Genomic DNA, 23,819 nt, shown 5'->3' with positions numbered 1-23,819 from the left:
TTAAGCTAGTCCCAATTTTTCAACAAGGGCTTCAAACTCGTTCAAGCGACGTTCAAAGACTGCAAAGGCATCGTTGAGATAGTCTTCCTTCTCCATATCCACTCCCGCTTTTCTCATAACATTGAGCGGATAGTCTGACTTACCTGCCTTGAGGTAGTCGATATAGCGGTCACGGTCTTCTTGACTACCATGAACAATCTTTTCAGCCAAGGCTGAAGCGGCTGCAAAACCAGTTGAATACTGATAAACATAGTAGTTATAGTAGAAGTGTGGAATGCGTGCCCACTCGTATTGGATCTGAGGATTGTCTTCCTTGCTGAGTCCATAGTACTCTTGGTTCAGGTCAGCGTAGAGTTTATTGAGGAAATCACTTGTCAAGACTTCTCCATTTTGGTCTGCTTGGTGAATGGCATGTTCAAACTCAGCGAATTGAGTTTGACGGAAGACTGTTCCACGGAAACCATCTAGGAAGTTATTGAGAATAGCAAAACGAGTCGCATCGTCTTCTACTTCTTCCAACAATTTCTCTGTCAAGATATTTTCGTTAGTCGTTGAGGCAATCTCAGCCAAGAAGATAGAATAATCTCCGTAAACATAAGGTTGGGTTTCTCGAGTATAGCTCGAGTGCATACTGTGACCTGTCTCATGGACAAGGGTAAAGAGATTGTCTAGATTGTCCTGCCAGTTGAGGAGCATAAAGGCATTGGTATCATAAGAACCGCCAGAGTAGGCACCAGAACGCTTGCCTTGGTTTTCATAGACATCAATCCAACGCTCACTGAAGGCACGTTTGACACGACTCAAGTAGTCATCGCCTAAAACCGCCAAAGCTTCTTCTGCCTTTTTCAAGGCTTCTTCGTAGGTAAAGCTGTATTCTACTGACGAAAGCGGTGTGTAAACATCGTACATCTTGAGGTCGGAAATACCCAAGATTTTAGAACGAAGTTCTAGGTAACGATGCAAAAGTGGCAAATGCTTGCGAACTGCTGCTACTAGATTGTCATAGACACTTTCTGGAACAAAGTTTGCTGCGAGGGCTGCATGGCGAGCACTCTTATAGTTGTGAACTTTTGCTCGGTAATTTTGCACCTTGACATTTGTCTGCAAAGTCTTAGCATAAGTGTGTTGGAATTGCTCATATGTCGCATAAAGGGCTTCATAGGCACCACGACGCACTTCACGGTTTTTAGACTCCATCAAACGGATGTAAGTACCGTGTGAGAGTTGCACTTCATTGCCTTCGTCATCAAGCACGTATGGGAAGCTAATATCCGCATTGTCCAAAATAGCGAAGGTTTCACTAGCAGCGCCAAAGATTTCTCCTGCTCCAGCAAGCAATTCTTCCTCACGTTGCGAAAGAACATGATCTTTCTTCTGCAAGAGCTTGTCAAAAAAGTGCTTGTAAACTTGGAGTTTTGGTTGAGCTTCTAGGAAGGCCGCATACTGCTCTTCGCTAATCTCCATAAACTCAGGTTCATAGAATGAAAAGGATTGTTCTAACTGACTGTATAGGGTCATAGCCTTGGCATAATACTCTTGATACTTGGCTTCACGCGTGTCCTGGTCATTTTTCATATGCGCATAGACATAAAGCTTTTCAACTTGGCGTTCCAAGTCAAGTGAGAATTCTGTAATCTCAAGCAAACTGTCTGCGCTGTCCAAGAGATGTCCCTCATACTGGGACGCTGTTTGTACTTTTTCAGTTAAATCTTTCAAGGCTTCTTCCCAAGCCTGGTCTGTTGGGTAGATTGTCGAAAGATCCCATGTATCTTTTTCATTTATTTCATGTCGTTGTAATACCATAAGATTCCTCCATCCTTTCTATTTTACCACATTTTTTGAGAAATATAAGTGATAAAAAGCTGGTGGATAGAGCTTTTGGCGATTATTTTTCGGATTTTTTTGATAGTAAGCCTGAAAATTTCTATAATAGCTAGTCAAATCCGTTTCAATCTGCAAAAAATCATCTGACTCTATCGGTCTGACTTGGGGATACCAGTCGTCCAGTTGATGGTTTAATAGATTGTCTCCTTGATGATAGGCCTCTTCTTGCTTCTTCATCCAGTAAGGCGTTTGGTAGTACAACTGCTGGCGAATGTAGTGACAGATAGTGGAATCTTGCTCAACTGCAAAACGAGGCAGTTTTTGTTTTTGATAAGGAAATCGTAAGATTTCCAAGAGATTTCCTTGACCATAGGGAAATTCCTTGACCTGAAAATGAAGCTTGCCACGTAGATCCTGATGCAGAAGATATTTGAGTCTCAAAACTTGCTTTTTGAGATCTAGTTCCCAAACATAGAAACCCATATTTTGACTAAAATAGAGAAATCCTCTTTGCAGTTGTGTTAATCGCTCTTTTAACCAGAGTTTTTCTCCCAGTAGCCAGATAACCTGATAGCCCTGGCTGCGGTATCCTTGACTTCTATCGCCTAAAAGCTTTTGAGACAAGGGACTGCACTGAACCTCCAGAGCTAGTTTCTCATTGACAAGAACATCCGCTATCTGCTGGATCTCGGGAAGAGCGTACTCTAGGGCAACCTGATAGTCTTTCTTGGCCCAGTGATAAAGGGCCTCTTTGTTGCCCAAGTGTTCTGGACTTTCATTCTCGAATATAGCGATGCAATCTCTTAACCTTTCATGGGCAAAGTGCGTTCGAATACTCTGTCCCTGACGTAATCGTAGTCCACCACCACAGGCTGGACAAGTATAAGTTTGCTTGCTAACATCTTTTTCGAGGGCATTCACCAATTTCCCCTTAGCATCTCTGGCTACAAACATGGTCTACCTCCTTTTCTCATTTATTCGAAAAAGAACTAAAAAAGACTGGAATTCCAGCCTTTCATGATATTATTTCTTATCTTTTTTGTCTCTTAGAATATTTTTTTAGCATGGGAATGAGATTGGAAATCTGCTCACTTCTAATGACCAGCACGCCGTATTCTTGACAGCGATTGGCATAAACAGGATTGATTTTCCCCGTACAGACAATTAACTTGAGGCAACTTTCCCCAGCAAAATGATTGGCGTAGACTTCTAGCTCATTGATGGCTTCAACTGATAAATCTGTCATCTTGCAGGAGATAAAGGTAATCGAGCGTCCCTTTCTCAGAATGACATCAATTTCATTTTGAACATTGTCTGCCTCTGGAAAAATGCCATTCCAATCAATCTCACCGCCTATCATGCATTCATCAAACAACTGAGATTCAAGCGCCAAGAGATAGAGATATACCTCTAAAATATGCCCCTTATTGCGACAAAAGACTTGAGCTTCTTGACTTGGAAAGCTGTATGCTACTCGCTCCTTGTCCTCGCCTTCAATACGAAGCATCCCCGCTTCCACAAGTAAGGGGACAAGGGATTCTGGATAGTGATAATACTTGCCGTTGTTATCCAGTATTTTTTCGGTCTCAGCATGAAGGTCATTGGTCTTAGCTAGAGAGAAAAATTGGGTCACTTGATACCAGTGAGCAGGATTGAAAATAGCAGAGCTGGCTAGCTTTTTAATGGCTGCAATTTGCTGAGCTGAGTGGATAGGGCGTTTTGATTTGAGCATTTTTCCACCACGTAAAGCTATCAACTGTTGGATGCTTAGGGTTGGAATGTCCAAGTCTTCTTTTTCCAACTGACCAGCTACCCACTTGTATTGTTTTCCCCTCTCGACATCCATGGCAACGATGGGGAGGTCCCGATCCAAGCCGTATTGATAGACGGATAAGGCTAGTAGCGAATCCCCACCAAAAACATCAAGAAGAACCTGGTCATAGCCTGCTAGACAATAATCTAACTGATCTGCTAGTTGTTCTAAGGATAACTGACGAAAGGTCACTCGTTGGATATGGGGGACTTCATCCAGGATAAAATGGCGCAGTGAAAGTTTATCGTTATTGCTTATTTTCGTCAAAGATAGGAAGAGAATCTCGTCACAATCACTGACAAAAGCTTGGTAGACATTCTTTTCCAATACATGCCGATCATACAGTTCCACCAAAAGACTCGTCATTTGATCACCTCCATCATCTACAACTTCTTGCTCTGAGAGAGACAGTAATAGACCTCTACTGCTCAGATTTCCTACTTCTAGTATAGCATAAAACCTGCTCGTCCCAATCAACCAACGCAAACAAAAACGAATAGAAACCTTGCAAAGTGATTTCTATTCGCTGGGTTAAGTTTGATTTACTTGACTTTTTTGGCTAACATGGTCGCAAAGCGTAGTTGAATGCGATTGCCATTTTCATCACGACGGTGCAGATGTCCTGGATTTTCATTGTACTTAACCAATTCCCAATCTTTGTAGTAGTCCGCCAACTCCCCTTCTTTAAATGTGAATGGAAAGTTGACTGAGCAAGGATAATCCTCCGTATCCATAGCACAGACGATAAGGTTGTAACCACCGACCGTGGTGTGCTCCTGCATATTTTGGATAATAGCTGGAATGCGGTCCGCTTGTAGGAACATCAGAACAACTGTTGAAACGATAAAATCATAGGCTTGCCCAATGCTAGCTGAATTGATATCGTAAAGACCGACAGGCATGTCTAGATCCTCTTGCTCCACAATGCTTTGCAAGATTTCAAGGGACAATTCATTTTGATCCACAGCTGTCACATCAAAACCATTCTGTGCAAGAAAGAGAGAGTTACGTCCTTGACCACAACCCAAATCTAAGGCTTTCCCCGGTTTCACTGTCTGCATAGCTTCTAAGACCTCTGAATGGACTGGATTAGTATTGTATTTCTTAGGGAAATAATCCTCAGGTTGACAATAAAATTCCAAGTACCACTCTACATCGTCTGTTGCAGCCTCTACTCGGTGCCAGGCTTGCGGTTGCGCCATAGGGTTGTCGGCTCCTGCCTCAAAGAGGTGCTCAGCAAGAACCTCACCATCTTCAGTCAACTCAATAAACTTGAGTGTCCCCTTCAAGACAGTAATTTTTCCCCAAGTCCCGACCTTGGTATTGTGTTTCTGCTGGACAATTTCTGGCATGGTCTGTTTATTCCATAAGGGCATCCGTTTATAGGCAATTAATTTTTCCATTATACTTCCTCTTTTATCGCTGGTTGACAGCTTTCATGACACGCGCGATGTCACGATTTTGTTCACGTCGCTTGATTGACTCTCGTTTGTCATAGTCATGTTTCCCTTTAGCAAGTCCTAAAAGAAGCTTGGCATAGCCATCTTTTATATAGACCTTAAGGGGAACAAGGGTCATTCCTGTCCCTTTGGTTTCCTGTTCCAATTTTTGAATTTGCTTCTTATGGAGCAGGAGTTTGCGACGGCGTTCTGGTTCCTGATTCCAGATATTGCCCTCTTCGTAAGGAGCGATATGGACATTGCTCAGCCAGACTTCCCCATTTTTTACTTGGGCAAAGCCGTCCTTGAGATTGATTCGAGCAGCTCGAACGCTCTTGATTTCAGTTCCTGTTAGGACCATCCCTGCCTCTAGCGTATCTACGATTGTATAGTCGTGGTGTGCTTTTTTATTTTGTGCGACGACCTTTCCCTCACCCTTTGCCATGCTTTGCTCCTTTCTTAGCTACTTCTTTGTAAAATGGTTTCTTACCCTTTTTCTTATCTTTAGAAGACGATTTGCGCTTATCATTAAAACGACCTTGTTTCTTCTTGTCTTCCTTCTTATCTGAACGACGACTTGAACCACGCCCTCTTTCTTTGCGCCCAGCTTGTTTTAAGCCTTTTTCGATAACATCAAACTCACTTGGAATATAAGAGAAGTCAATTTCGCCCGTCATCTTGTCAGCTCTTTCAACCCGAATGTGAATTTGCTGTCCTACACGGAAGGTTGTTCCTGATTTCTCCCCACGGAGGGTCAAGTCACGCTCGTTGAAATGATAAAACTCAGGCAAATTGGTGATATGAATCAAGCCTTCAACTGTATTTGGCAATTCGACAAAGAGACCGAACTTGACAATGCTGGATACAACTGCATCATACTCTTCACCCACGTATTCTTCCATGTACTCAGCCTTTTTCATGGCTTCGACTTCGCGCTCAGCCTCAATGGCACGACGCTCACGGTTGGAAGACTGGGTTGCAATCTCTGGAATCACTTGCTCAAAATGCTCTGCTATTTCCTTGGAACGGCCGTAATCCCGAATCATACGGTGGACAAGGAGGTCTGGATAACGGCGAATCGGACTGGTGAAGTGAGTGTAATAGTTAGCGGCTAGTCCATAGTGACCGTGATTGTGCTCAGAATAGCGAGCCTGTTGCATAGAACGGAGAAGCATCATGGATAATACATCCGCATAGGGCTCTCCCTCAACCGCACGCATGATTTCTTGAAGGGCCTCCTGGCTAATCTCACTGGCAGTTCCATAAATCCGCAAGCCAAAGCTCGAAGCATAATCAATAAACTTCTGAACTTTTTCAGCCTTGGGCTCCTCGTGAATCCGATAAATGAAAGGTAGGTCCAGTTTACTAAAGTGCTTGGCAACCGTTTCATTAGCAATCAACATGAAGGACTCAATCATCCGCTCAGCAACACCACGCTGACGAAGAACGATATCCACAGGCTTACCTTTTTTATCCACTAGAATCTTTGCTTCGCTGGTATCAAAGTTAAGGGCGCCACGCTTCTCACGCATGCTTTCTAGCCTTTCATGAAGCTTGGCCATGAGTTCGATACTAGGAACAATTTTCTTATACTCTTGTCTTTTTTCCTCGTCACCTGCTAGGATATCATTGACAGCGCTATAGGTCATACGAAAGCTAGTCTTGATAACTGTTTGGGTAATGGTGTAATTAACCACACGACCATGTTTATCAATTTCCATAATGGCAGACTGGGTCAAGCGATCTACTTGAGGATTGAGAGAGCAGATTCCATTTGACAAACGCTCTGGAAGCATTGGGACCACTCGGTCTGTCACATAGACAGAAGTCGCGCGGTTAAGGGCTTCCTTGTCAAGTGCAGAACCCTCTGTCACATAGTAGGAAACATCCGCGATGTGAACCCCGAGTTCCATATTGCCATTTTTCAAAGGCTTGATGTGAACTGCGTCGTCCAAGTCCTTGGCATCCGCACCGTCAATGGTAAAGGTAATCTCATCTATCAGGTCCAGACGACCTTCCATATCCTTTTGAGACGGAGCATCTGGCACACTTTCTGCCTCCTTGAGAACAGCTTCTGGAAATTCTGAAACAATATCCATGGATTCCAAGACTTCAAGAACGTCAATCCCAGCATCTGTCGAGTGCCCCACCACGTCCAGAACACTAGCGACAAAGAAATCATGTTTCTTACTTGGGTATTTGTCGATAAAGACCTTGAGAACTTCAGTACCTTCCAACTTGATAGCCGGTTTCTTCACATAAATCGGTTGGCTGATTTTCTGATTCTTTGAACGAATGTAGCCCGCATACTTGGGCTTTTCCTGATCCAGAACAATTTGCCCGACAACTGTCGTCAGGCTATGCTCTAGGATATCGATAATTTTGGCTTCTGCAGCAGTTCCCTTGTTACGGTCAGCGACTTTCTTAATCACGACCTCAACGGTATCACCATCAATGGCATAGTTGACATCGTTTTTTCCTACAAAAAGATCGTCCTCTTCGCCTTCTAGACTGACAAAGCCAAAGCCGTTTTTATGGACATGAAAAATCCCTTTGAGGGTGATTTCATGTTTCTTCTTTTGGTCCAGACATAAACTGCCATCATCTTCAAAGCGAATCTGGTGCTTTCTTTCCATCAGAGACAGGGTTTTAATCAACTCACGGAAATCCTTGGACCCATCCTTTCCGAGAGCCTGAGCTAGGTCATTTACCGTCACTCGCCCCTTCTCTTGCAAATATTCTTTAATTCTATCTTTCATGTTTTCTTTCTAGATTTTTATAATTTCTTTTTGAGTGATAACTTTAGTAAACATCATTCAAAATAAAAATAGGCTAAGACCTAGTCTCGCCCATTTCTTATCTACTTGATAATACCGTCAATGCTAAGGCAATGGCTAGCCAGAAAAAGACTAAAATACCTGTCAAACGTTGCATCACGGCTTCAAAACCACGCGCCTTACTACGTTCAAACAAATCACCTGAGCTGGCATCAAATACATTGCTGGATTGGTTCTTAGTCGGTTGCATGAATATCGCAATCACAATCACAACAGATAATACTAATAAAATGGTTAACAATAGGTTATACATATCAAACTCCTTAAAATCCCTATTATTTTACCATAAAATCTACTTAGATTCAAGATGTAGGGTTACTTTTCTTTCCTTGGGACAATACTTTAAAACCTCAATCTTGTCAGGATGAGTTTTGGAGTTCTTACTGGTTAGATAATTCATGCTGCCACAAGAGGAGCACTTGAGATTGATTTTTACTCGCACTAGATTTCCTTTACTTTTAATAACGATCTAAATTGCACTAAGTTACATAAACAACTGAAAGCTACACAGGCTGCTGTCGCATAAAAGACAGCATGGTAGCCCAAATATCCTGCAACTGCGGATCCCGCCATAGGTCCGATCACTCCACCAAGGTAAAAAAAGACTTGGTTGAAGGCGAAAGTCCTTGAAATACCTGATTTTGGAGTCATTTTGCTGAGAAGGGCATTGACTCCCGGTATGAGAGCTCCCGTTCCCAAACCAAAGAGAAAACGATACAAGCCAAGTTGAAGGGGGCTGGTTGCATGGGCACAAAGAAGGTAAATGATGACGGAATAAATCTGCGCCGCGACCAACAATCTATGATTCCCTACCCTATCGCCAAGTTTTCCTAGAATTCCAGCACTCATCATGCTAGAAAATCCCATGCTGGATACGATTAATCCTGATACAAGGAGGAGATTTTCGGACTGCCCTAAGTCCCGCACATAGAGAGCTAGAATGGGACCAATTGATTGAGCTGAAAATTGAATGACAAAGCTCGTCAAAAATAGATTTACTAAGAGCCTAGGATACTTGAAAGAAGAAAATACTTCTTTCGTTGGGATAGCCTTCTCCTTAGCCACTGGCTGAAAATCTTCCTTGATAAAGAAAATGGTTAGGATTGCAGCTAAAAATAGGAAAGCGCCTACCAATAAAAAGACATTGCGAATGCCAAAAATTTCAGCAATAAAGCCTCCAACAAAGGGACCCGTCAGTGTTCCTGCAACAACACCTGTAGATAGAGTCCCCAGAGCCGCTCCCGACTTATCTTTAGGTACCTGACTGGCAATCAAGGCCGTTGCATTGGGGACAAAACCAGTAAATACACCATTGAGCAAGCGCAGAAAGAGTAGCCAATAGATATTTGGCACGAAGGCCAAACCTCCCATCGTAATGGTCATGGCAAGACCTGCTCGAATCATCATGGGTTTTCGACCATATTTGTCAGCAAGAATACCCCAGATAGGAGAAACTAGAGCTGCTGAAACAGCCGAAACTGAGATAGCTAATCCAGCATAGAAAGCAACTTGGTCCCCTTCAATTCCCAACTGCTCTACAAAGATAGGCATGAAAGGGACAACCAAGGAAATACTGGCTCCCGTTAGAAAACTACCGAACCAGGCGACACGAAGATTCTCTTTCCAACTAATCTCTTGCACAGCTATCGCCTCCTTCAAGTAACTTCACTACTTGACCCACAAGCTGATCGCGACTGCCATTATTATCTAATATATGGCTCGCCAATTTTTTCTTTTCTTCTAAAGACCACTGGGCAGCCAAACGGGACTCCGCTACTTCCTTAGAAAGATGATCTCGTTTCATGAAACGATCCACCTGAACATCACGGTCCACATAGACCAGCCATGTTTCATCAAACCAGTTGGCGTAGTCCTGTTCAAAAAGCAGGGGAATATCCATGAAAAAAATCGTTTCTGTCTGGGCTAACTGTTCTCTCAGTGCAGCCAATTCCTCACGAATAATCTCTCCTTGAGTTATCCTAGACCATTCACGTTCTTCAGGATTTGAAAAGATGAGACTAGCTAGGAGAGAGCGATTGAGTTCTCCATTTTCAAGGATGATTTCCTGCCCAAAGTGCTGAACTAAGAGCTGATAAAGACGACCACCAGGTTTTTGTAGCTGGTGGACGACTGCGTCAGCATCCACCACTTGAAAGCCTTGTTCTCTTAGGAAATTTGTCACAGTTGACTTACCTGAGGCAATTCCTCCTGTGATTCCGATGATTTTTCCCATCAGTCCCTCCTTTGACACTGAGGACAAAAATGAGTTCCACGTCCGCCTAGTTGAATTTTCTCAATCACTGCCCCACAGCGCGAACATGCTTGTCCAGTCTTATCATAGACCTGATGGAAGTCCTGCATGGTTCCGTCTTCCCCAAATGCATTGGTATAGGTCCGAATGGTGGAGCCGCCCTTTTCGACTGCCTGTCCCAAAACAGCAATGGTCTGGTCATGAATAGCTGTCGCTTCTTCTGCTGTCAAAGTCTGGGAAGGTCTTGCTGGATGAATCTGAGCTCGCCAGAGAACCTCATCCACATAGATATTGCCAAGGCCAGCTACCAAGGTCTGGTCTAGGAGATGGGATTTGATAGGCTTTTTAGACTTGGATAGAGCAGCTTGAAAGACCTGCAAATCAAAGTCCTGCTCTCTTGGCTCAGGCCCTAGTTTTTTAGATACAAAGTAGGCATCCAAAAGGTCGGGTGCCAAGAGTTCCATGGTGCCAAACTTGCGTACATCCTCATAAACAAGCATCCCACCATCCTCAAAATGGAAGAAAACATGGGCGTGTTTACGTTCAGGAACCTGATCCGGATAGTAGAAATACTTGCCCTCCATCCGCAAATGGGAAATCAAGACCTTGTCTGTCAGGAAAAAAAGCAAATATTTTCCACGACGCCCCATGGACTCAATTACTTGACCAGGCACTTCCTTTCGAAACTCGTCCAAATCTGTCTTAATCATCTTGGGATAAGCAATCTCAATATTAGAAATCTTCTTTCCCAAGATCAATTTTTCTAAGCCACGACGAACCGTTTCAACCTCAGGTAATTCAGGCATAAATCCTCCTTCTGTAAAAACAAGAAGCAGGCATGAGCCCACCTCTACTTAGTATTCTTTTTCATTATAGCCAAAGTCAGCCAAATCTAGCTTTTTATCACGCCAGTTTTTCTTGACCTTGACCCAGGTTTCTAGGAAAACCTTGTCCCCTAGCATGAGTTCGATATCACGACGGGCCAGGCTACCAATTTTCTTAAGCATGGCGCCACCTTTACCGATGATGATACCTTTTTGACTATCACGCTCGACCATGATGGTTGCACGGATATGAACCTTGTCTGTCTCTTCATCACGCTTCATGGAGTCAACTACCACTGCAACTGAGTGAGGAATCTCTTCTCGAGTTAGGTGCAAGACTTTCTCACGAATCATCTCTGAAACCAAGAAACGCTCAGGATGATCTGTGATTTGATCAGCTGGGAAATACTGGAAACCTTCCTCTAGATTTTCACTCAAAATATCGATTAGACGAGAAACGTTATTTCCCTGAAGGGCTGAGATAGGAACAATTTCCTTAAAGTCCATCTGGTTACGGAAGTCATCAATCTGAGCCAAAAGCTGGTCTGGATGGACCTTGTCAATCTTATTCACCACCAGAATCACAGGAACCTTGGCGGCTTTCAGACGCTCGATAATCATGTCGTCGCCCTTACCACGTGGCTCATCAGCTGGTACCATAAACAGAACAGTGTCTACTTCACGAAGGGTGCTGTAGGCAGATTCCACCATGAAATCCCCAAGAGCTGTTTTGGGCTTGTGAATTCCTGGTGTGTCGATAAAGACGATTTGCTCCTTATCTGTGGTGTAAATCCCCATGATTTTATTGCGCGTTGTCTGCGCCTTGTCACTCATAATAGCAATCTTTTGCCCCATGACGTGATTCAAAAAGGTCGACTTCCCAACATTAGGACGTCCCAAAATAGCTACAAAGCCTGATTTAAATGTCATATTTTCCTCTTATTGTTTAAAAAAGTATATCCCAAATACGTGGGATAAAGATAAGTGCACCTGTCACTGCAGCAAAAAGAGAGACCACAAGCACGGCACCTGCTGCCATGTCCTTGGCTTTCTTTGCCAACATAGAAAAGTGATAATGACTGGCTAAATCCACCACATTTTCGATAGCGGAGTTAATAATCTCAAAAGCTACTACCAAGAAAATGCTCATTAGGAGAAAGAGCCATTCAATCCGTGACACCTGAAAAACAAAACCTGCAAGGACGACTACTAGTGCCGTCACTGCATGTTTGCGCATATTACGTTCGTCCTTGATAGCGGTAAAAATACCTGTCAAAGCAAATTCTAAACTAGATACCAGGTCACGATTTTTCCATTTTCGTTTATTGTCTTGTGAGTCCATAGGCTGTCAAAATTTCTTCTTGTAAACCGAACATCTCCGCTTCTTCTTCCGGAGTGTAGTGATCATAGCCGTTAATGTGTAAAAAGCCGTGTACTGCCAAGAAGCCCATCTCACGCTCAAAGCTGTGACCGTATTCCTCAGCCTGCTCATGCGCTTTATCGATAGAGATAAAAAGCTCCCCAATGTAGGCATCAAACTCAGACATCATTTCTGCCAATTCTGGATTTTCCAGCAAATCCTCTTCGTCAAAGGCAATGTCCAACTCTGGCTTATACTCAAGGCTGATGACATCCGTCGGACGATCGGTATCACGGTACTCGAGATTGAGTTCGTGGCTACGCTCGTTGGTCACAAAAGTGACTGCCATCTCCTTGTCTTCTTTTCCTATTTTTTGGGCTGCAAATTCCAAAATTTCTTGGGTTTGTTGCAAGATTTCTTGTGAAACTTGACCAGTTTCATCTACCATTTCAATATACATGTACTTCTCGATTCTCTTTACTTGGCTTTATTATACCACATTTCCATGATTTTATTCTACCTTTTTGATATAATACTATGGAATACAATCACAAGGAGAGAACGATGTCATTTGACGGATTTTTTTTACACCACATGGTTGAGGAATTGCGAAGAGAGTTGGTCAATGGTCGCATCCAGAAAATCAATCAACCTTTTGAACAAGAGTTGGTCTTGCAAATCCGCAGCAATCGCCAAAGCCATCGCCTGCTCCTTTCTGCCCATCCAGTTTTTGGACGCATTCAACTGACCCAAACGACTTTTGAAAATCCAGCCCAACCTTCGACTTTTATCATGGTTTTGAGAAAATATTTACAAGGAGCTGTGATTGAGTCGATTGAGCAAGTCGAAAATGACCGTATTGTGGAGATCACGGTTTCTAATAAAAACGAAATTGGGGACCATATTCAGGCTACCTTGATTATCGAGATTATGGGCAAACACAGTAATATTCTCCTTGTGGATAAAAGTAGCCATAAAATCCTCGAAGTCATCAAACACGTTGGCTTTTCGCAAAATAGCTACCGCACCTTGCTTCCAGGTTCAACCTATATTGCTCCGCCTAGTACCGAATCTCTCAATCCTTATACTGTCAAGGATGAAAAGCTCTTTGAAATTCTGCAAACCCAAGAACTAACAGCAAAAAATCTTCAAAGCCTCTTTCAAGGTTTAGGACGCGATACAGCAAATGAATTGGAAAACATTCTTGTCAGTGATAAACTGTCTACTTTCCGTAACTTTTTCAGTCAAAAAACCAAGCCATGCTTAACAGAGACTTCCTTCAGTCCAGTTCCTTTTGCGAATCGTGTAGGAGAGCCTTTTGCCAGTCTTTCTGATCTTCTGGATACCTACTACAAAGACAAGGCCGAACGCGACCGTGTCAAACAGCAAGCCAGTGAACTCATTCGTCGTGTTGAAAATGAACTTCAAAAAAATCGACATAAGCTGAAAAAACAAGAAAAAGAGTTACTAGCGACAGACAATGCTGAGGAGTTTCGACAAAAAGGGGAATTGCTGACAACCTTCCTCAACCAAGTACCTAATGACCAAGATCAGGTTATCCTAGACAACTACTACACCAATCAGCCTATCACCATTGCGCTGGATAAGGCCTTGACTCCCAGTCAGAATGCTCAACGCTATTTTAAACGTTACCAGAAACTCAAAGAAGCTGTCAAATACTTGACTGAGCTGATCGAAGAAACCAAGGCAACCATTCTCTATCTAGAAAGCGTGGAAACCGTCCTCAACCAAGCTGGACTGGAGGAAATCGCTGAAATCCGTGAAGAATTGATCCAAACAGGATTTATCCGTAGAAGGCAACGGGAGAAAATTCACAAGCGCAAAAAACCAGAACAGTATCTGGCGAGCGATGGCAAGACCACCATCTATGTCGGTCGAAACAACCTGCAAAATGAGGAATTGACCTTTAAAATGGCCCGCAAGGAGGAACTTTGGTTCCATGCCAAGGACATCCCTGGAAGCCACGTCGTCATCTCAGGAAATCTTGCCCCATCTGATGAAGTTAAAACAGACGCAGCCGAACTAGCAGCCTACTTTTCCAAAGGGCGCTTGTCAAATCTCGTGCAAGTAGATATGATTGAAGTGAAAAAACTCAACAAACCAACTGGTGGAAAACCTGGCTTTGTAACCTACACAGGACAAAAGACCCTCCGAGTTACACCGGACCCAGAAAAAATCGCATCTATGAAAAAATCCTGATTCCACTTGAAATCAGGATTTTCTTTTACAATTTACTCTGCAATCAAGGTTTCCAAACCAACCTTCATCATATCGGTGAAGGTGTTTTGATTTTCTCAGCCAGTTTTTAATAACTCTCAAAGGGCGAGATAGTGGTCAATAAATGAGATAGTTTTCTCTTTCAAGTAACAAGGTATTGTTGCTATCTTCTAAAATTCTTTTATTGTCTCAATTTCGAAAAGACTTCCCCAATCTTGCCTTCAATGACCAATGTAGCTTGACTGTCTTGTGGAATACTGGTTTTATTGATAAGGACCAGATTTGTCCCAGAAAAATAGTTTACTAGGCTAGCTGCAGGATAAACAACCAAGGAAGTCCCACCAATAATCAGCAAGTCTGCTTGCCGAATAGCTTGTGCAGCTTGACTAAAAACATCCATGTCAAGTGATTCTTCATACAAGGTCACGTCAGGCTTGACCACCTTGCCACAGTCTAAGCAGTGGGGAACAGGTCCCTCGAGGGCAAGAAAAGCAGTTAAGTCATAGAAATGTTGACAACCTAGGCAGTAATTCCGGTCCGCACTCCCATGCAATTTAAAGACTTTTTGGGAGCCAGCCATTTCATGAAGACTATCGATATTTTGTGTCACAACAGCCTTTAGCTTACCTGTCTTTTCCAAAGTAGCCAGATAAGTGTGAGCAGCATTAGGCTTTGCTTCTGGATAAATCAGGTATTTTTTATAGAAGTCAAAAAAATCTTCTGGATAGCGCTCAAACATGGTTCGAGAAACGAGTTGCTCTGCCGTAAAATGACGGCCTAACTGATGACTATAAACACCATCTGAACTACGAAAATCTGGGATATTAGACTCGGTTGACACTCCTGCCCCTCCAAAGAAAACAATCCGTTGGCTTTGATCTATCAAGTCTTGTAATTGTTCAATTTTATCCATCACATTTCTCCTTAAGCTGGGTTCTAAAAAAGTTGAAAACCAATAGCTCCAGCAATCTGATTTTCAACTCTTCCTTTATCATTACTGATATATTTGAGATTAAAGCATTTGAATCAATCTTAGAAATAACCTTATCTCAAAGTAATACGATGTTTACTCTGCAATTAAGGTTTCCAAACCAACCTTCATCATATCGGTGAAGGTATTTTGGCGTTCTTCTGCAGTGGTGTCTTCATCTGGATTGACCAAGCTATCAGAAATGGTCATGATAGCAAGTGAATCAACGTGGTGTTGGGCAGCAAGATAGTAAAGAGCTGCTGCCTCCATTTCCACAGCCTTAACTCCCCATTTACCAAGTTCGATGTTCTTTTCAAAGTAGTTTGAGTAAAAGACATCTGATGACAAAACGTTTCCAACGTGGGTGGTCATACCAAGTTCTTTGGCGATATGGTAGGCCTTGTCTAGCAAATCAAAACTAGCGATTTGTGGAAAATCATACTGTGGCCAGTCGTTGCGGATGATGTTTGAGTTGGTTGCAGCTGCTTGCGCCAAAACCAATTCACGGACGTGGACATCTTCATTCAAAGAACCAGCAGTTCCCACACGGATCAATTTCTTTACACCGTAGTCTACAATCAACTCACGCGCATATATAGAAATGGAAGGCATCCCCATCCCAGTTCCCATGACAGATACACGGTGGCCCTTGTAAGTACCAGTGTAACCAAACATGTTACGCACTTCATTAAAACAAACAGCATCTTCAAGGAAGTTCTCCGCAATAAATTTCGCACGAAGAGGATCCCCAGGAAGAAGAATTTTATCAGCAATTTCACCCTGCTTAGCAGCAATATGGATAGACATAGTTAAGATATAAAGGGCGACAGAGAACAAAGTAAAAATAGGAAACTGACGAAGCATCACAGATGCTAGTCAGTTTATCTTTTTTACACAGTTCTCCGCCCGTATTCAGTTCAGCAAATACGGTTTACCCATCCTTTCTTTCTTGATTTTAAAATTAAATATTTCGCAGAACAGTTAGCCCAAGTTTGACTATAACTCAGATACTCTGCCTTTCTGTAGTTCCTAGTTTACCAATGAATCTAAAAATGCATACAGTTTTGAATTCATTTCAGAGTAATCGTTTCTACGTAATTCTTCTGGTGTTTGAACGAAAGTGAACTTTTCACTTTGCTCTCTTAATTGCTCCTCACCATCCGCAGTAATTAAGAGTTCTACTGCTTCGGGATCAAATTCCAAATGAGCCTGAAAGGCATAATGTTTTGGACTGAAGCGAATAATTTGGCGTGGACAACCTTGACTGGTCGCCAGGACGACAGCATCCTCTGTCAGCCCTGGCATATCACCGTGCCAGTGGCCGGTTTCTAAGGTTTTTTCGAACAAGCTGACATGAGGATCTGTTAGACCTTGCATCGTCAATGTCACAGGATAAACGCCGATCTCGCGCTCTGGACTATGTTCATACTTCGCACCATAGGCAACAGACAGGAGCTGCGCACCAAGACAGACACCAACAATATAAATATCTGTAGCAATCGCTTCTTTCATAAAAGCAAGCTCAGCCTTTGGATCATAGTATGGGAAGTTTTCTCTATCCTCATCAGGTGATTGAGGACCACCCATGACAATCAGAAAATCAATCCCGTCAATTGTTTCAGGAAGAGGTTCTTTTTCATAAACCTTTGTTGATGTAATTTGATGACCTCGTTCTATAGCCCATTTTAGATATGCGCCTGGAACCTCAAATGTCTCATGCAAAATAAAGTGAACTCTCATGACATTACAATTCTGCAAGAATCGCTTTAAGCAAACCTTTGAAGTCACCTTTGACACGTTCAGTCACTTCTACAACCTCTTCGTGATTGAGTTCTTCTTGGAAACCAGCAGCATGGTTAGTGATACATGAAATTCCTAAAACTTTCAAGCCTGAGTGGGCTGCCACAATCACTTCAGGAACAGTGGACATACCAACTGCATCTGCTCCAAGTGTCTTATAGGCACGAATTTCTGCAGGTGTTTCATAAGTCGGACCGGTTACACCGATATAGACACCTTCATCAAGCTTGATACCGAGTTTTTTAGCCACTTCATGGGCAGTAGCACGGTATTCTGGTGTGTAGGCTTTAGACATATCAGGGAAACGTGGACCAAAATCATCCAAGTTTTCACCCATCAATGGATTCTGCCCGGTCATGTTGATATGGTCTGAGATAGCCATCAAGGTACCAGGACCGAAACCAATACCACCAGCCGCATTGGTTACAATGACGCCTTCACAACCGAGGACTTTCATCACACGTACTGGAAAAGTCACCACTTCCAGAGGATTTCCCTCGTAAAAATGGAAGCGACCTTGAAGAGCCAAGACTTTTCGACCTGCAAGTTCTCCATATACCAATTTACCAGCGTGACCGACTACTGTAGAGCGGCCCCAGTTTGGAATGTCTGCATAATCTACTACAACTGGATTTTCGATTTCTTCCGCCAATTCTCCAAGTCCTGATCCAAGGATTAAACCGAACTCAGGCGCTAGTATTCCCTTTTCTTTCAGGAAAGCAGCTGTTTCCTTGATTTTATCTAAAAATGTCATTCTGTGTCTCCTTTATTATTTTTTAGCAGTTGACCGATTTTGTCAAAGGTTTTTGCATTGCGAATGGTGATGTGACGATAAAAAGGCATCTTGAGCAAGTACTTATGATAGGCAGTTGCATAGTAGGATTCCTCAGAAAATTTCCCCCAGAAAATCCCAAGTCTTCCAAAATAAACCACTTCATCTTTCAGTTCCAAACTTTCAACTGTCTCATTGACTTGCGCCACATCCAAGCCCTCAGTGTAAAAGAGGACATCCTTTCGTGCTAAATCTTTGGTCCACCAATCTGGCAGATTCTTTAGCTCTGCCTCATAGTCTTCCTGACTCAGCAAAGAAAAGCTCTGAATAAATGGATAATGGACTTCAAAGAAAGTCTCTAACTTTTCAACCAATTGGGCTTTGGCATCTGCCGAAGTAAAGAAAATATTGCCACTGTTGATGTAGGTATCAACTTTTTCCACTCCCAACTCTGTCAATTCTTGACGAAGTTGCGCCATAGCAACCTTATTCTTCCCACCGACATTAATGCCCCTTACCAGTAAAGCATAGCGCGTCATCTTATACCAATTTATCTAAGAAACTTTCCCCAATCATGGCAGTTTCAACACCAAAGTTATCTGCAACTGTCGCTGAGATATCTGCAAAATGTCCAACTGGAATGACACCATTTCCCTTAAAGCTAGGGCTGTAAGCTAAAAGTGGGATATATTCACGAGTGTGGTCTGTTCCTGCATAGGTTGGGTCATTTCCATGGTCAGCAGTAATCAAGAGAAGGTCATCCTCTCTCATAGCTGCGATAATTTCAGGCAAGCGTTCATCAAACTCATGCAAGCAATCACGGTAACCATGAGCGTTGCGGCGGTGTCCATAAAGGGCATCAAAGTCAACTAAGTTTGTGAAAGAGAATCCTTTATCAAACTCAGCAAGTCCCATGGTCTTCAATAATGTATCAATTCCATGGCTGTTTGACTTGTTGTGGCCCATGTCATGGTTGATACCAGCGCCGTTAAAGATATCGTTGATTTTACCAACAGCGTAAGTATCGATACCTGCTTCGTTCAATTTATCTAAAACAGTCGGTGCAAATGGAGATACAGCCAAGTCACGACGATTTGCTGTACGAGTGAAGTTACCTGGTTCACCAACATATGGACGGGCAATGATACGACCTAGAAGGGCAGGACGCTCAAGGGTAATTGAACGAGCGTATTCACAGATACGGTACAATTCATCCAAAGGAATGATGTCTTCGTGGGCAGCAATTTGCAAAACAGGGTCAGCTGAAGTATAGATAATCAACTCTCCAGTTTCCATTTGACGTGGTCCGAAATCATCGATAACAGCCGTACCTGAGTAAGGTTTGTTGGCTTCACGAATAACCTTACGTCCTGAAAATTCTTCGATTTTTGTCAGGATTTCTTCTGGGAATCCGTTCCAGAAAGTATCGAAAGGCTCGGTAATGTTGAGTCCCATGATTTCCCAGTGACCAGTCATGGTATCCTTACCTAAAGATACTTCTTCCAATTTTGTTGCATAACCTGTTGGATTGCTTTCAGCTGGTACAGTCTTCAGAGGCGTTTCGCGAGGAATATTTCCTAGACCGATTTTAGCCATGTTTGGCACATTCAAACCAACTGTTTTTGAAATGTGTCCCAGTGTGTCAGAAGCTCCGTCTGGAACTCCTGCATTGACAAAGTTATTGGCATCTGGTGCAGCACCGATTCCCACAGAATCCAGTACCACCAAGTGAATACGATTAAATTTTGACATAGTGTATCTCCTTATTTTTTTGATTAGTTTGCTTTTGTTGAAGTTAAAATCTGAACACCATCTCGTCCCGCTACGATGACCTTATCCACCATTTGGTTGAACAAGCCGTGCTCTACGACACCAACGATATGGTCCAATTCTTGCCCGAAAGTAATTGGATCTTCAATGACATCCAAGGCTAGGTCAATGATAAAGTTCTGCATATCGGTCACAAAACGTTGGCCGTCTTTTTCACGGAAACTTGGTTTATAGCCAGCTCGCTCAAACCGACGAAAGACCTGTTCTGCACCATACTGAACCACTTCTACTGGCAATTTAAAAGCACCTAGTTTCTTGACTAGTTTGCTTTCATCGACCACCCAAATGTATTCTTTTGAGGGCGTTGCGACAACCTTCTCCATCAGAAGGGCACCACCACCGCCTTTGATTCCGTTAAACTGGCTATCTACTTCATCCGCCCCGTCAACTGTCACATCGACAAAATCCACTTGATCAATCGACTTGAGTGGGATGTTTAGTCCTTCAGCCTGTTTACTGGTCACACTGGAAGTCGTTACAGCAGTAATCTGCAAACCTTCTTCCTTAATCCGACGACCAATTTCTTCTACGAAATAGTAGGCAGTAGAGCCAGTTCCCAGACCAACAACCATACCATCCTTGACAAACTCAGCAGCCTTGATACCTGCCATTTTCTTCAGATTCTCCACTTAAACACCTCCATTAAAGAGCTATTTTTATTATAACATGTATCCGTTTTTATTTCATGGATACACTGGAAAAACCCGAACATTTTTATTTCGGGTTTTGGTGTCCTATTTAACCATATCAGGATCGTAATCATAGAATCCTGTATCGAGAAAACGGTTTTTAGGATGTAACTTGCGCACTTCCTCATCCAATAAGAAGGCTTGGTCATGGCTAAAGTTGCCCTCTTGTATCAAGCCACGCGCTTGAATAAAGAGTTTAGCAATCTCCACAAAGTTCTGACCTGGTGTGTAGAGTCCCTCTAGCTTCCAGTGAGTAAAGCCGTGATCCACCAACTCTGTCAATTTGGTCATCAAATCAAGGTCATTATTGGCAAAGATATGGGTACCATGATTGTCTTCGAAGATGGAATAATGGCTTTCTGGGTCACTCGGTTCTGCTAAGAAGAGATCACGTTTACGCGTCTTTTCATCATCGATATGCGTGAAGTTATAGTAGTTTTGTAAGAGAGGACGCTTAGAATGGTGAATGACACTGGCACCATAAACCAAGACTTCAGCAGGAATTTCCAAAATCTCAGGCATCTTGAAGAGCTCAGCAGATGGAATTTCACGCGCCAAAACAGCCTCAGAGGCGCCTGCCTTTTGCCCCCAGAAGTTAATCTGACGACTGCTTGTCACCATGGTTGAAGCATCATAAATGGTCTTAAAGGAATAGCCATCACGGTTGACCACATAAAAGACACCTGCATCTCCTACTGTAATATAGTCTGTCTTGATTTCTTCCAAGAAGTCTAGGAAAGGCTTGATACGGTCCATCATATCTTGGTGCATGAGGGCATTAACCGCGACAATCAATTCCTTGCCTGCTTCATGAACCAACTTAGCGATGGTGCGTAAGTCTTCATAACTAAAGGTTGTTGGCAGACGAAGGCCAAAATCTTTCTCACCGACATAGATACGGTCTACACCAGCTTCAAGCAGTTGTTCAACTTGTTCAATACTTTCAGCAGTTGCTGTAATAATAATCTTTTCCATAAGGAAAATTATACCACAATTCTCAAAAATCAGCTATGAATACTAGTAGTTTTATAAAAAGTCAAAGTCTTTTTTAAAGTTTGCAATCAAAAAGTGAACAGTAACTTGTACCATTCACTCTATTTTATGCATGTACTTCTTCAACTAGGTGGCCATCGTTCATGACATAAATACGATCAACCTTATCAAGAAGGCGAGTATCATGCGTAATCATAACAACTCCTCTGCCTTGTTCATGGGCAATGGCAGCCAGCATCTCCGTTACTTGGTAAGCACGCTCGGTGTCAAGACTGGCTGTCGGCTCATCTGCAAGCACAATGCTTGGATTGTTATAGAGCGCTCTAGCTATCGCCGCACGTTGACGTTCACCACCCGATAGAGCCTTGGGATACTGATCTTTTACTTTTTCCAAATCCAACAAGTCAAAAAGCTCTTTTCGATCACTTTTACTATTTTTCCCCTTATCCAGTCTGTCAATCAAATCCAGCTGTTCCTTGACCGTTAGAAAAGGAATTAAGTTTGAAGCCTGGAGAATGAAACCAAACTCTCTAAAACGGAGGTCTGTTTTCTCCTTCTCCGTCAAACTACCTGTTTCCTTCCCCTTGACTAGAATCTTTCCACTCGATGCTTCCTGTAGTTGGCCTAGAGTTGTTAGAAAGGTCGTCTTTCCAGAACCTGAAGGCCCAACGATAGCTACGAACTCTCCCGCATTTAGCTGAAAATTCGTCTCATGCAGGGCTACGACTTTCATCTTTCCTTCCCCGTAGGTTTTTGTCACTTGATTCATTTCAATCAATGCTGTCATACTATTCTCCTTATCATTCTGCAATTGCAGTAATCGGGTCCACCTTTAGCAAGCGTGGAAGTGAAATGACACCACCTAGAAGGGCCATCAAGGAAATTACCAAGCTTAGGACAGAGTAGGCAATCCAACTTGGATAGAAAAAGAAGGTAGCTGGTAAGACTAAAATCACTCCTCCGATTGCCAACAAGGCTAAAGCAATCCCCATACCAGCTAGGAGGAAGATTTGACAGAATAGAGACCATACAATGGTTTTGATTTGTATTCCCTGAGCTCGCATTATTCCATAAAGACCTAGTTTTTGGATGGTAATGATATAAACAAAAATCCCCACAATCAAGCCTGTGATAACAATCATAGCAAGAATCATCCCTGAAAATACATTAACCTGAGGTGTGTAACCAGGAATTTTCGATATCATTTTTGGAATGGAAATCTGTTTCAGTCCATCGCCAGTCACTTCTATGTCATTTTTCAATACCAAGGCAGAGATGGAACGATTGGCTTTCAAGGTTCCTTGTAAGGTCCAATAAGTTGTCAGACTCGTAAAGACAACAGGCTCGGTGAAAAATTTATTTCCTTGAGTCAGGCCTACAATCTTGTAACTTGCCTCGCTTCCATTGAGCTGAATGGCATCACCTAGTTTCATCCCATAGTTCTCAAAAGACTGATCCACGACAACCTCATCATCTCTTTCAGGATAACGACCCTCCTTTAAACTAGGAGAGATAAAAGCGTCCCACTCTTGAGCAAAAATGGAAACATTGACCTTTTCACTACCATCAACTAGATTGGTTACAGCGAACATATAGCCCAATGGAGCAGCCTCTTCAGATCTCTTATCCTTGTAGTCCTTTTCAGGAATAAAGGATGCCGTCAAATTATCATTTGCGTAGTCGGATAAAACGATACCCGTTGCTTGCCAATTATCAATAGCTGCTCGGTTGTTTCGCACAAGACCAAGAGCTAGACTGGTCATAAAAAAGACCATAAAAGCGATAAGAAAAATGGTCGTTAATATCAAACTATATCGAAGTTTGTTTCGTACTATTTCTTTGATAGCAAGATACATGCTTATCTCCTTTTACTTTTCCCAGAGGTAGCAAGAAGGCCACCCAGTCCAATAGACAGAATCTCTGTCCTTCCATCCATTCAAAACAACTCCTAACAATACTTTTCAAAAGTATCCAGGTAGCAACTTAACAAATCATCTTAGGAAAAAGCCTCAGCTTGCTATCAATTTATATAAGTTATCCTTTCCTTTCTCAGTATATTTATAATAGAGAAGGTCAGGTCATCTGTTTTAAGTGTAACATCCATGCTATCATTTTCCCTAGTGGGTGTCAAGAAGAGCGACTTAGAAGATGATAAGAGACTTTAGTAGTTTTGTAACAA

The 23,819-nt window shown here is 42.6% G+C and carries 25 protein-coding genes; 1 reads left to right on the top strand and 24 read right to left on the bottom strand.

The features are described from left to right. The 14 genes from pepF to ybeY form a co-directional block, all read right to left on the bottom strand. The gene (gene pepF / locus ATE37_RS00530; protein WP_084867108.1) at positions 1 to 1,803 is read right to left on the bottom strand and encodes an oligoendopeptidase F; all 1,803 of its coding nucleotides are present in this window, start codon (positions 1,801 to 1,803) and stop codon (positions 1 to 3) included. An 18-nt stretch (positions 1,804 to 1,821) separates the two neighbouring features. Beyond that, a complete protein-coding gene (locus ATE37_RS00525; RefSeq protein ID WP_084867106.1) occupies positions 1,822 to 2,778 on the bottom strand; it encodes a competence protein CoiA in 957 nt (318 codons plus the stop codon). Between the two features lie 76 nt (positions 2,779 to 2,854). After that, complete coding sequence (locus ATE37_RS00520) at positions 2,855 to 4,003, bottom strand: PDDEXK family nuclease (RefSeq protein ID WP_084867104.1); 1,149 nt, start codon at positions 4,001 to 4,003, stop codon at positions 2,855 to 2,857. 176 nt (positions 4,004 to 4,179) lie between these two features. Continuing rightward, a complete protein-coding gene (tehB, locus tag ATE37_RS00515) occupies positions 4,180 to 5,040 on the bottom strand; it encodes an SAM-dependent methyltransferase TehB (protein WP_084867102.1) in 861 nt (286 codons plus the stop codon). Positions 5,041 to 5,053: 13 nt separating this feature from the next. After that, a complete protein-coding gene (gene smpB / locus ATE37_RS00510; protein WP_001051742.1) occupies positions 5,054 to 5,521 on the bottom strand; it encodes an SsrA-binding protein SmpB in 468 nt (155 codons plus the stop codon). Next, a complete protein-coding gene (gene rnr / locus ATE37_RS00505) occupies positions 5,508 to 7,835 on the bottom strand; it encodes a ribonuclease R (RefSeq protein WP_084867100.1) in 2,328 nt (775 codons plus the stop codon). Before rnr ends, smpB begins: the two co-directional genes overlap by 14 nt. Before the next feature lie 97 nt (positions 7,836 to 7,932). Beyond that, on the bottom strand, positions 7,933 to 8,166 hold the full coding sequence (gene secG / locus ATE37_RS00500; protein ID WP_000282517.1) for a preprotein translocase subunit SecG: 234 nt from the start codon (positions 8,164 to 8,166) through the stop codon (positions 7,933 to 7,935). Positions 8,167 to 8,205: 39 nt separating this feature from the next. Further along, positions 8,206 to 8,355, bottom strand: a complete 150-nt coding sequence (gene rpmG / locus ATE37_RS00495) for a 50S ribosomal protein L33 (RefSeq protein ID WP_007519517.1) — start codon at positions 8,353 to 8,355, stop codon at positions 8,206 to 8,208. Further along, positions 8,355 to 9,554 (bottom strand): multidrug efflux MFS transporter PmrA, encoded by a 1,200-nt coding sequence (gene pmrA, locus ATE37_RS00490; protein WP_084867098.1) that lies wholly within the window; start codon positions 9,552 to 9,554, stop codon positions 8,355 to 8,357. The genes rpmG and pmrA overlap by 1 nt, the downstream gene beginning before the upstream one ends. After that, a complete protein-coding gene (gene coaE / locus ATE37_RS00485) occupies positions 9,541 to 10,146 on the bottom strand; it encodes a dephospho-CoA kinase (RefSeq protein WP_084867096.1) in 606 nt (201 codons plus the stop codon). The genes pmrA and coaE overlap by 14 nt, the downstream gene beginning before the upstream one ends. Beyond that, complete coding sequence (gene mutM, locus ATE37_RS00480; protein ID WP_084867095.1) at positions 10,146 to 10,970, bottom strand: DNA-formamidopyrimidine glycosylase; 825 nt, start codon at positions 10,968 to 10,970, stop codon at positions 10,146 to 10,148. The genes coaE and mutM overlap by 1 nt, the downstream gene beginning before the upstream one ends. A 48-nt stretch (positions 10,971 to 11,018) precedes the next feature. Then, complete coding sequence (gene era / locus ATE37_RS00475; RefSeq protein ID WP_057489015.1) at positions 11,019 to 11,918, bottom strand: GTPase Era; 900 nt, start codon at positions 11,916 to 11,918, stop codon at positions 11,019 to 11,021. 16 nt (positions 11,919 to 11,934) lie between these two features. Further along, positions 11,935 to 12,330, bottom strand: a complete 396-nt coding sequence (locus tag ATE37_RS00470; protein WP_057489014.1) for a diacylglycerol kinase family protein — start codon at positions 12,328 to 12,330, stop codon at positions 11,935 to 11,937. Further along, a complete protein-coding gene (gene ybeY, locus ATE37_RS00465; protein WP_000275169.1) occupies positions 12,311 to 12,808 on the bottom strand; it encodes an rRNA maturation RNase YbeY in 498 nt (165 codons plus the stop codon). The genes ATE37_RS00470 and ybeY overlap by 20 nt, the downstream gene beginning before the upstream one ends. A 104-nt stretch (positions 12,809 to 12,912) precedes the next feature. On the opposite strand from ybeY, the gene pavA reads away from it, so the two are divergent. Continuing rightward, a complete protein-coding gene (gene pavA / locus ATE37_RS00460; RefSeq protein WP_084867093.1) occupies positions 12,913 to 14,568 on the top strand; it encodes an Rqc2 family fibronectin-binding protein PavA in 1,656 nt (551 codons plus the stop codon). Between the two features lie 199 nt (positions 14,569 to 14,767). On the opposite strand, the gene ATE37_RS00455 is transcribed toward pavA, so the two are convergent. The 10 genes from ATE37_RS00455 to ATE37_RS00410 all read right to left on the bottom strand — a co-directional run bounded on the left by ATE37_RS00455 (position 14,768) and on the right by ATE37_RS00410 (position 23,496). Continuing rightward, positions 14,768 to 15,499, bottom strand: a complete 732-nt coding sequence (locus tag ATE37_RS00455; RefSeq protein WP_009730048.1) for an NAD-dependent protein deacylase — start codon at positions 15,497 to 15,499, stop codon at positions 14,768 to 14,770. Positions 15,500 to 15,652: 153 nt separating this feature from the next. Continuing rightward, positions 15,653 to 16,363, bottom strand: coding sequence for a purine-nucleoside phosphorylase (gene deoD / locus ATE37_RS00450; RefSeq protein WP_084867617.1), 711 nt, complete (start codon positions 16,361 to 16,363; stop codon positions 15,653 to 15,655). Positions 16,364 to 16,585: 222 nt separating this feature from the next. Further along, a complete protein-coding gene (locus tag ATE37_RS00445) occupies positions 16,586 to 17,296 on the bottom strand; it encodes a type 1 glutamine amidotransferase (protein WP_084867092.1) in 711 nt (236 codons plus the stop codon). Positions 17,297 to 17,300: 4 nt separating this feature from the next. Further along, the gene (locus ATE37_RS00440; protein ID WP_084867090.1) at positions 17,301 to 18,110 is read right to left on the bottom strand and encodes a purine-nucleoside phosphorylase; all 810 of its coding nucleotides are present in this window, start codon (positions 18,108 to 18,110) and stop codon (positions 17,301 to 17,303) included. Beyond that, positions 18,107 to 18,667 carry a DUF1697 domain-containing protein gene (locus ATE37_RS00435; RefSeq protein ID WP_084867089.1) on the bottom strand — a complete coding sequence of 187 codons (561 nt, stop codon included), beginning with the start codon at positions 18,665 to 18,667 and terminating at the stop codon, positions 18,107 to 18,109. The genes ATE37_RS00440 and ATE37_RS00435 overlap by 4 nt, the downstream gene beginning before the upstream one ends. A 1-nt stretch (position 18,668) precedes the next feature. Beyond that, positions 18,669 to 19,880, bottom strand: coding sequence for a phosphopentomutase (locus ATE37_RS00430; RefSeq protein ID WP_084867088.1), 1,212 nt, complete (start codon positions 19,878 to 19,880; stop codon positions 18,669 to 18,671). Positions 19,881 to 19,903: 23 nt separating this feature from the next. Next, a complete protein-coding gene (gene rpiA / locus ATE37_RS00425) occupies positions 19,904 to 20,587 on the bottom strand; it encodes a ribose-5-phosphate isomerase RpiA (protein WP_084867086.1) in 684 nt (227 codons plus the stop codon). Positions 20,588 to 20,692: 105 nt separating this feature from the next. Then, entirely contained in the window at positions 20,693 to 21,622 is a 930-nt protein-coding gene (locus ATE37_RS00420; RefSeq protein WP_084867085.1) for a peptidase U32 family protein, read from the bottom strand. A 124-nt stretch (positions 21,623 to 21,746) separates the two neighbouring features. Next, entirely contained in the window at positions 21,747 to 22,427 is a 681-nt protein-coding gene (locus tag ATE37_RS00415; RefSeq protein ID WP_084867083.1) for an ABC transporter ATP-binding protein, read from the bottom strand. A 13-nt stretch (positions 22,428 to 22,440) separates the two neighbouring features. Next, positions 22,441 to 23,496, bottom strand: coding sequence for an ABC transporter permease (locus ATE37_RS00410; protein ID WP_084867081.1), 1,056 nt, complete (start codon positions 23,494 to 23,496; stop codon positions 22,441 to 22,443). Positions 23,497 to 23,819 lie beyond the last annotated feature (323 nt).

The organism is Streptococcus oralis subsp. tigurinus, from assembly GCF_002093575.1.
GTDB classification, from domain to species: Bacteria; Bacillota; Bacilli; order Lactobacillales; family Streptococcaceae; genus Streptococcus; species Streptococcus oralis_CH.
The sequence above is the reverse complement of the archived record's forward strand: the minus strand, read 5'-3'. Positions and strand labels throughout refer to the sequence as shown.

What these genes read in the sequence shown, in the direction of transcription:
- ATE37_RS00410 (WP_084867081.1), bottom strand. Translation starts at nt 23,496, where the DNA reads ATGTATCTTGCTATCAAAGAAATAGTACGAAACAAACTTCGATATAGT.
- ATE37_RS00520 (WP_084867104.1), bottom strand. Translation starts at nt 4,003, where the DNA reads ATGACGAGTCTTTTGGTGGAACTGTATGATCGGCATGTATTGGAAAAG.
- coaE (WP_084867096.1), bottom strand. Translation starts at nt 10,146, where the DNA reads ATGGGAAAAATCATCGGAATCACAGGAGGAATTGCCTCAGGTAAGTCA.
- pepF (WP_084867108.1), bottom strand. Translation starts at nt 1,803, where the DNA reads ATGGTATTACAACGACATGAAATAAATGAAAAAGATACATGGGATCTT.
- pavA (WP_084867093.1), top strand. Translation starts at nt 12,913, where the DNA reads ATGTCATTTGACGGATTTTTTTTACACCACATGGTTGAGGAATTGCGA.
- ATE37_RS00440 (WP_084867090.1), bottom strand. Translation starts at nt 18,110, where the DNA reads ATGACATTTTTAGATAAAATCAAGGAAACAGCTGCTTTCCTGAAAGAA.
- ATE37_RS00470 (WP_057489014.1), bottom strand. Translation starts at nt 12,330, where the DNA reads ATGGACTCACAAGACAATAAACGAAAATGGAAAAATCGTGACCTGGTA.
- secG (WP_000282517.1), bottom strand. Translation starts at nt 8,166, where the DNA reads ATGTATAACCTATTGTTAACCATTTTATTAGTATTATCTGTTGTGATT.
- ATE37_RS00415 (WP_084867083.1), bottom strand. Translation starts at nt 22,427, where the DNA reads ATGACAGCATTGATTGAAATGAATCAAGTGACAAAAACCTACGGGGAA.
- deoD (WP_084867617.1), bottom strand. Translation starts at nt 16,363, where the DNA reads ATGTCTATCCATATTGCTGCTAAGCAGGGTGAAATTGCTGATAAAATT.
- ATE37_RS00525 (WP_084867106.1), bottom strand. Translation starts at nt 2,778, where the DNA reads ATGTTTGTAGCCAGAGATGCTAAGGGGAAATTGGTGAATGCCCTCGAA.
- tehB (WP_084867102.1), bottom strand. Translation starts at nt 5,040, where the DNA reads ATGGAAAAATTAATTGCCTATAAACGGATGCCCTTATGGAATAAACAG.
- smpB (WP_001051742.1), bottom strand. Translation starts at nt 5,521, where the DNA reads ATGGCAAAGGGTGAGGGAAAGGTCGTCGCACAAAATAAAAAAGCACAC.
- mutM (WP_084867095.1), bottom strand. Translation starts at nt 10,970, where the DNA reads ATGCCTGAATTACCTGAGGTTGAAACGGTTCGTCGTGGCTTAGAAAAA.
- ATE37_RS00430 (WP_084867088.1), bottom strand. Translation starts at nt 19,880, where the DNA reads ATGTCAAAATTTAATCGTATTCACTTGGTGGTACTGGATTCTGTGGGA.
- rnr (WP_084867100.1), bottom strand. Translation starts at nt 7,835, where the DNA reads ATGAAAGATAGAATTAAAGAATATTTGCAAGAGAAGGGGCGAGTGACG.
- ATE37_RS00420 (WP_084867085.1), bottom strand. Translation starts at nt 21,622, where the DNA reads ATGGAAAAGATTATTATTACAGCAACTGCTGAAAGTATTGAACAAGTT.
- ybeY (WP_000275169.1), bottom strand. Translation starts at nt 12,808, where the DNA reads ATGTATATTGAAATGGTAGATGAAACTGGTCAAGTTTCACAAGAAATC.
- ATE37_RS00435 (WP_084867089.1), bottom strand. Translation starts at nt 18,667, where the DNA reads ATGACGCGCTATGCTTTACTGGTAAGGGGCATTAATGTCGGTGGGAAG.
- ATE37_RS00455 (WP_009730048.1), bottom strand. Translation starts at nt 15,499, where the DNA reads ATGGATAAAATTGAACAATTACAAGACTTGATAGATCAAAGCCAACGG.
- era (WP_057489015.1), bottom strand. Translation starts at nt 11,918, where the DNA reads ATGACATTTAAATCAGGCTTTGTAGCTATTTTGGGACGTCCTAATGTT.
- ATE37_RS00445 (WP_084867092.1), bottom strand. Translation starts at nt 17,296, where the DNA reads ATGAGAGTTCACTTTATTTTGCATGAGACATTTGAGGTTCCAGGCGCA.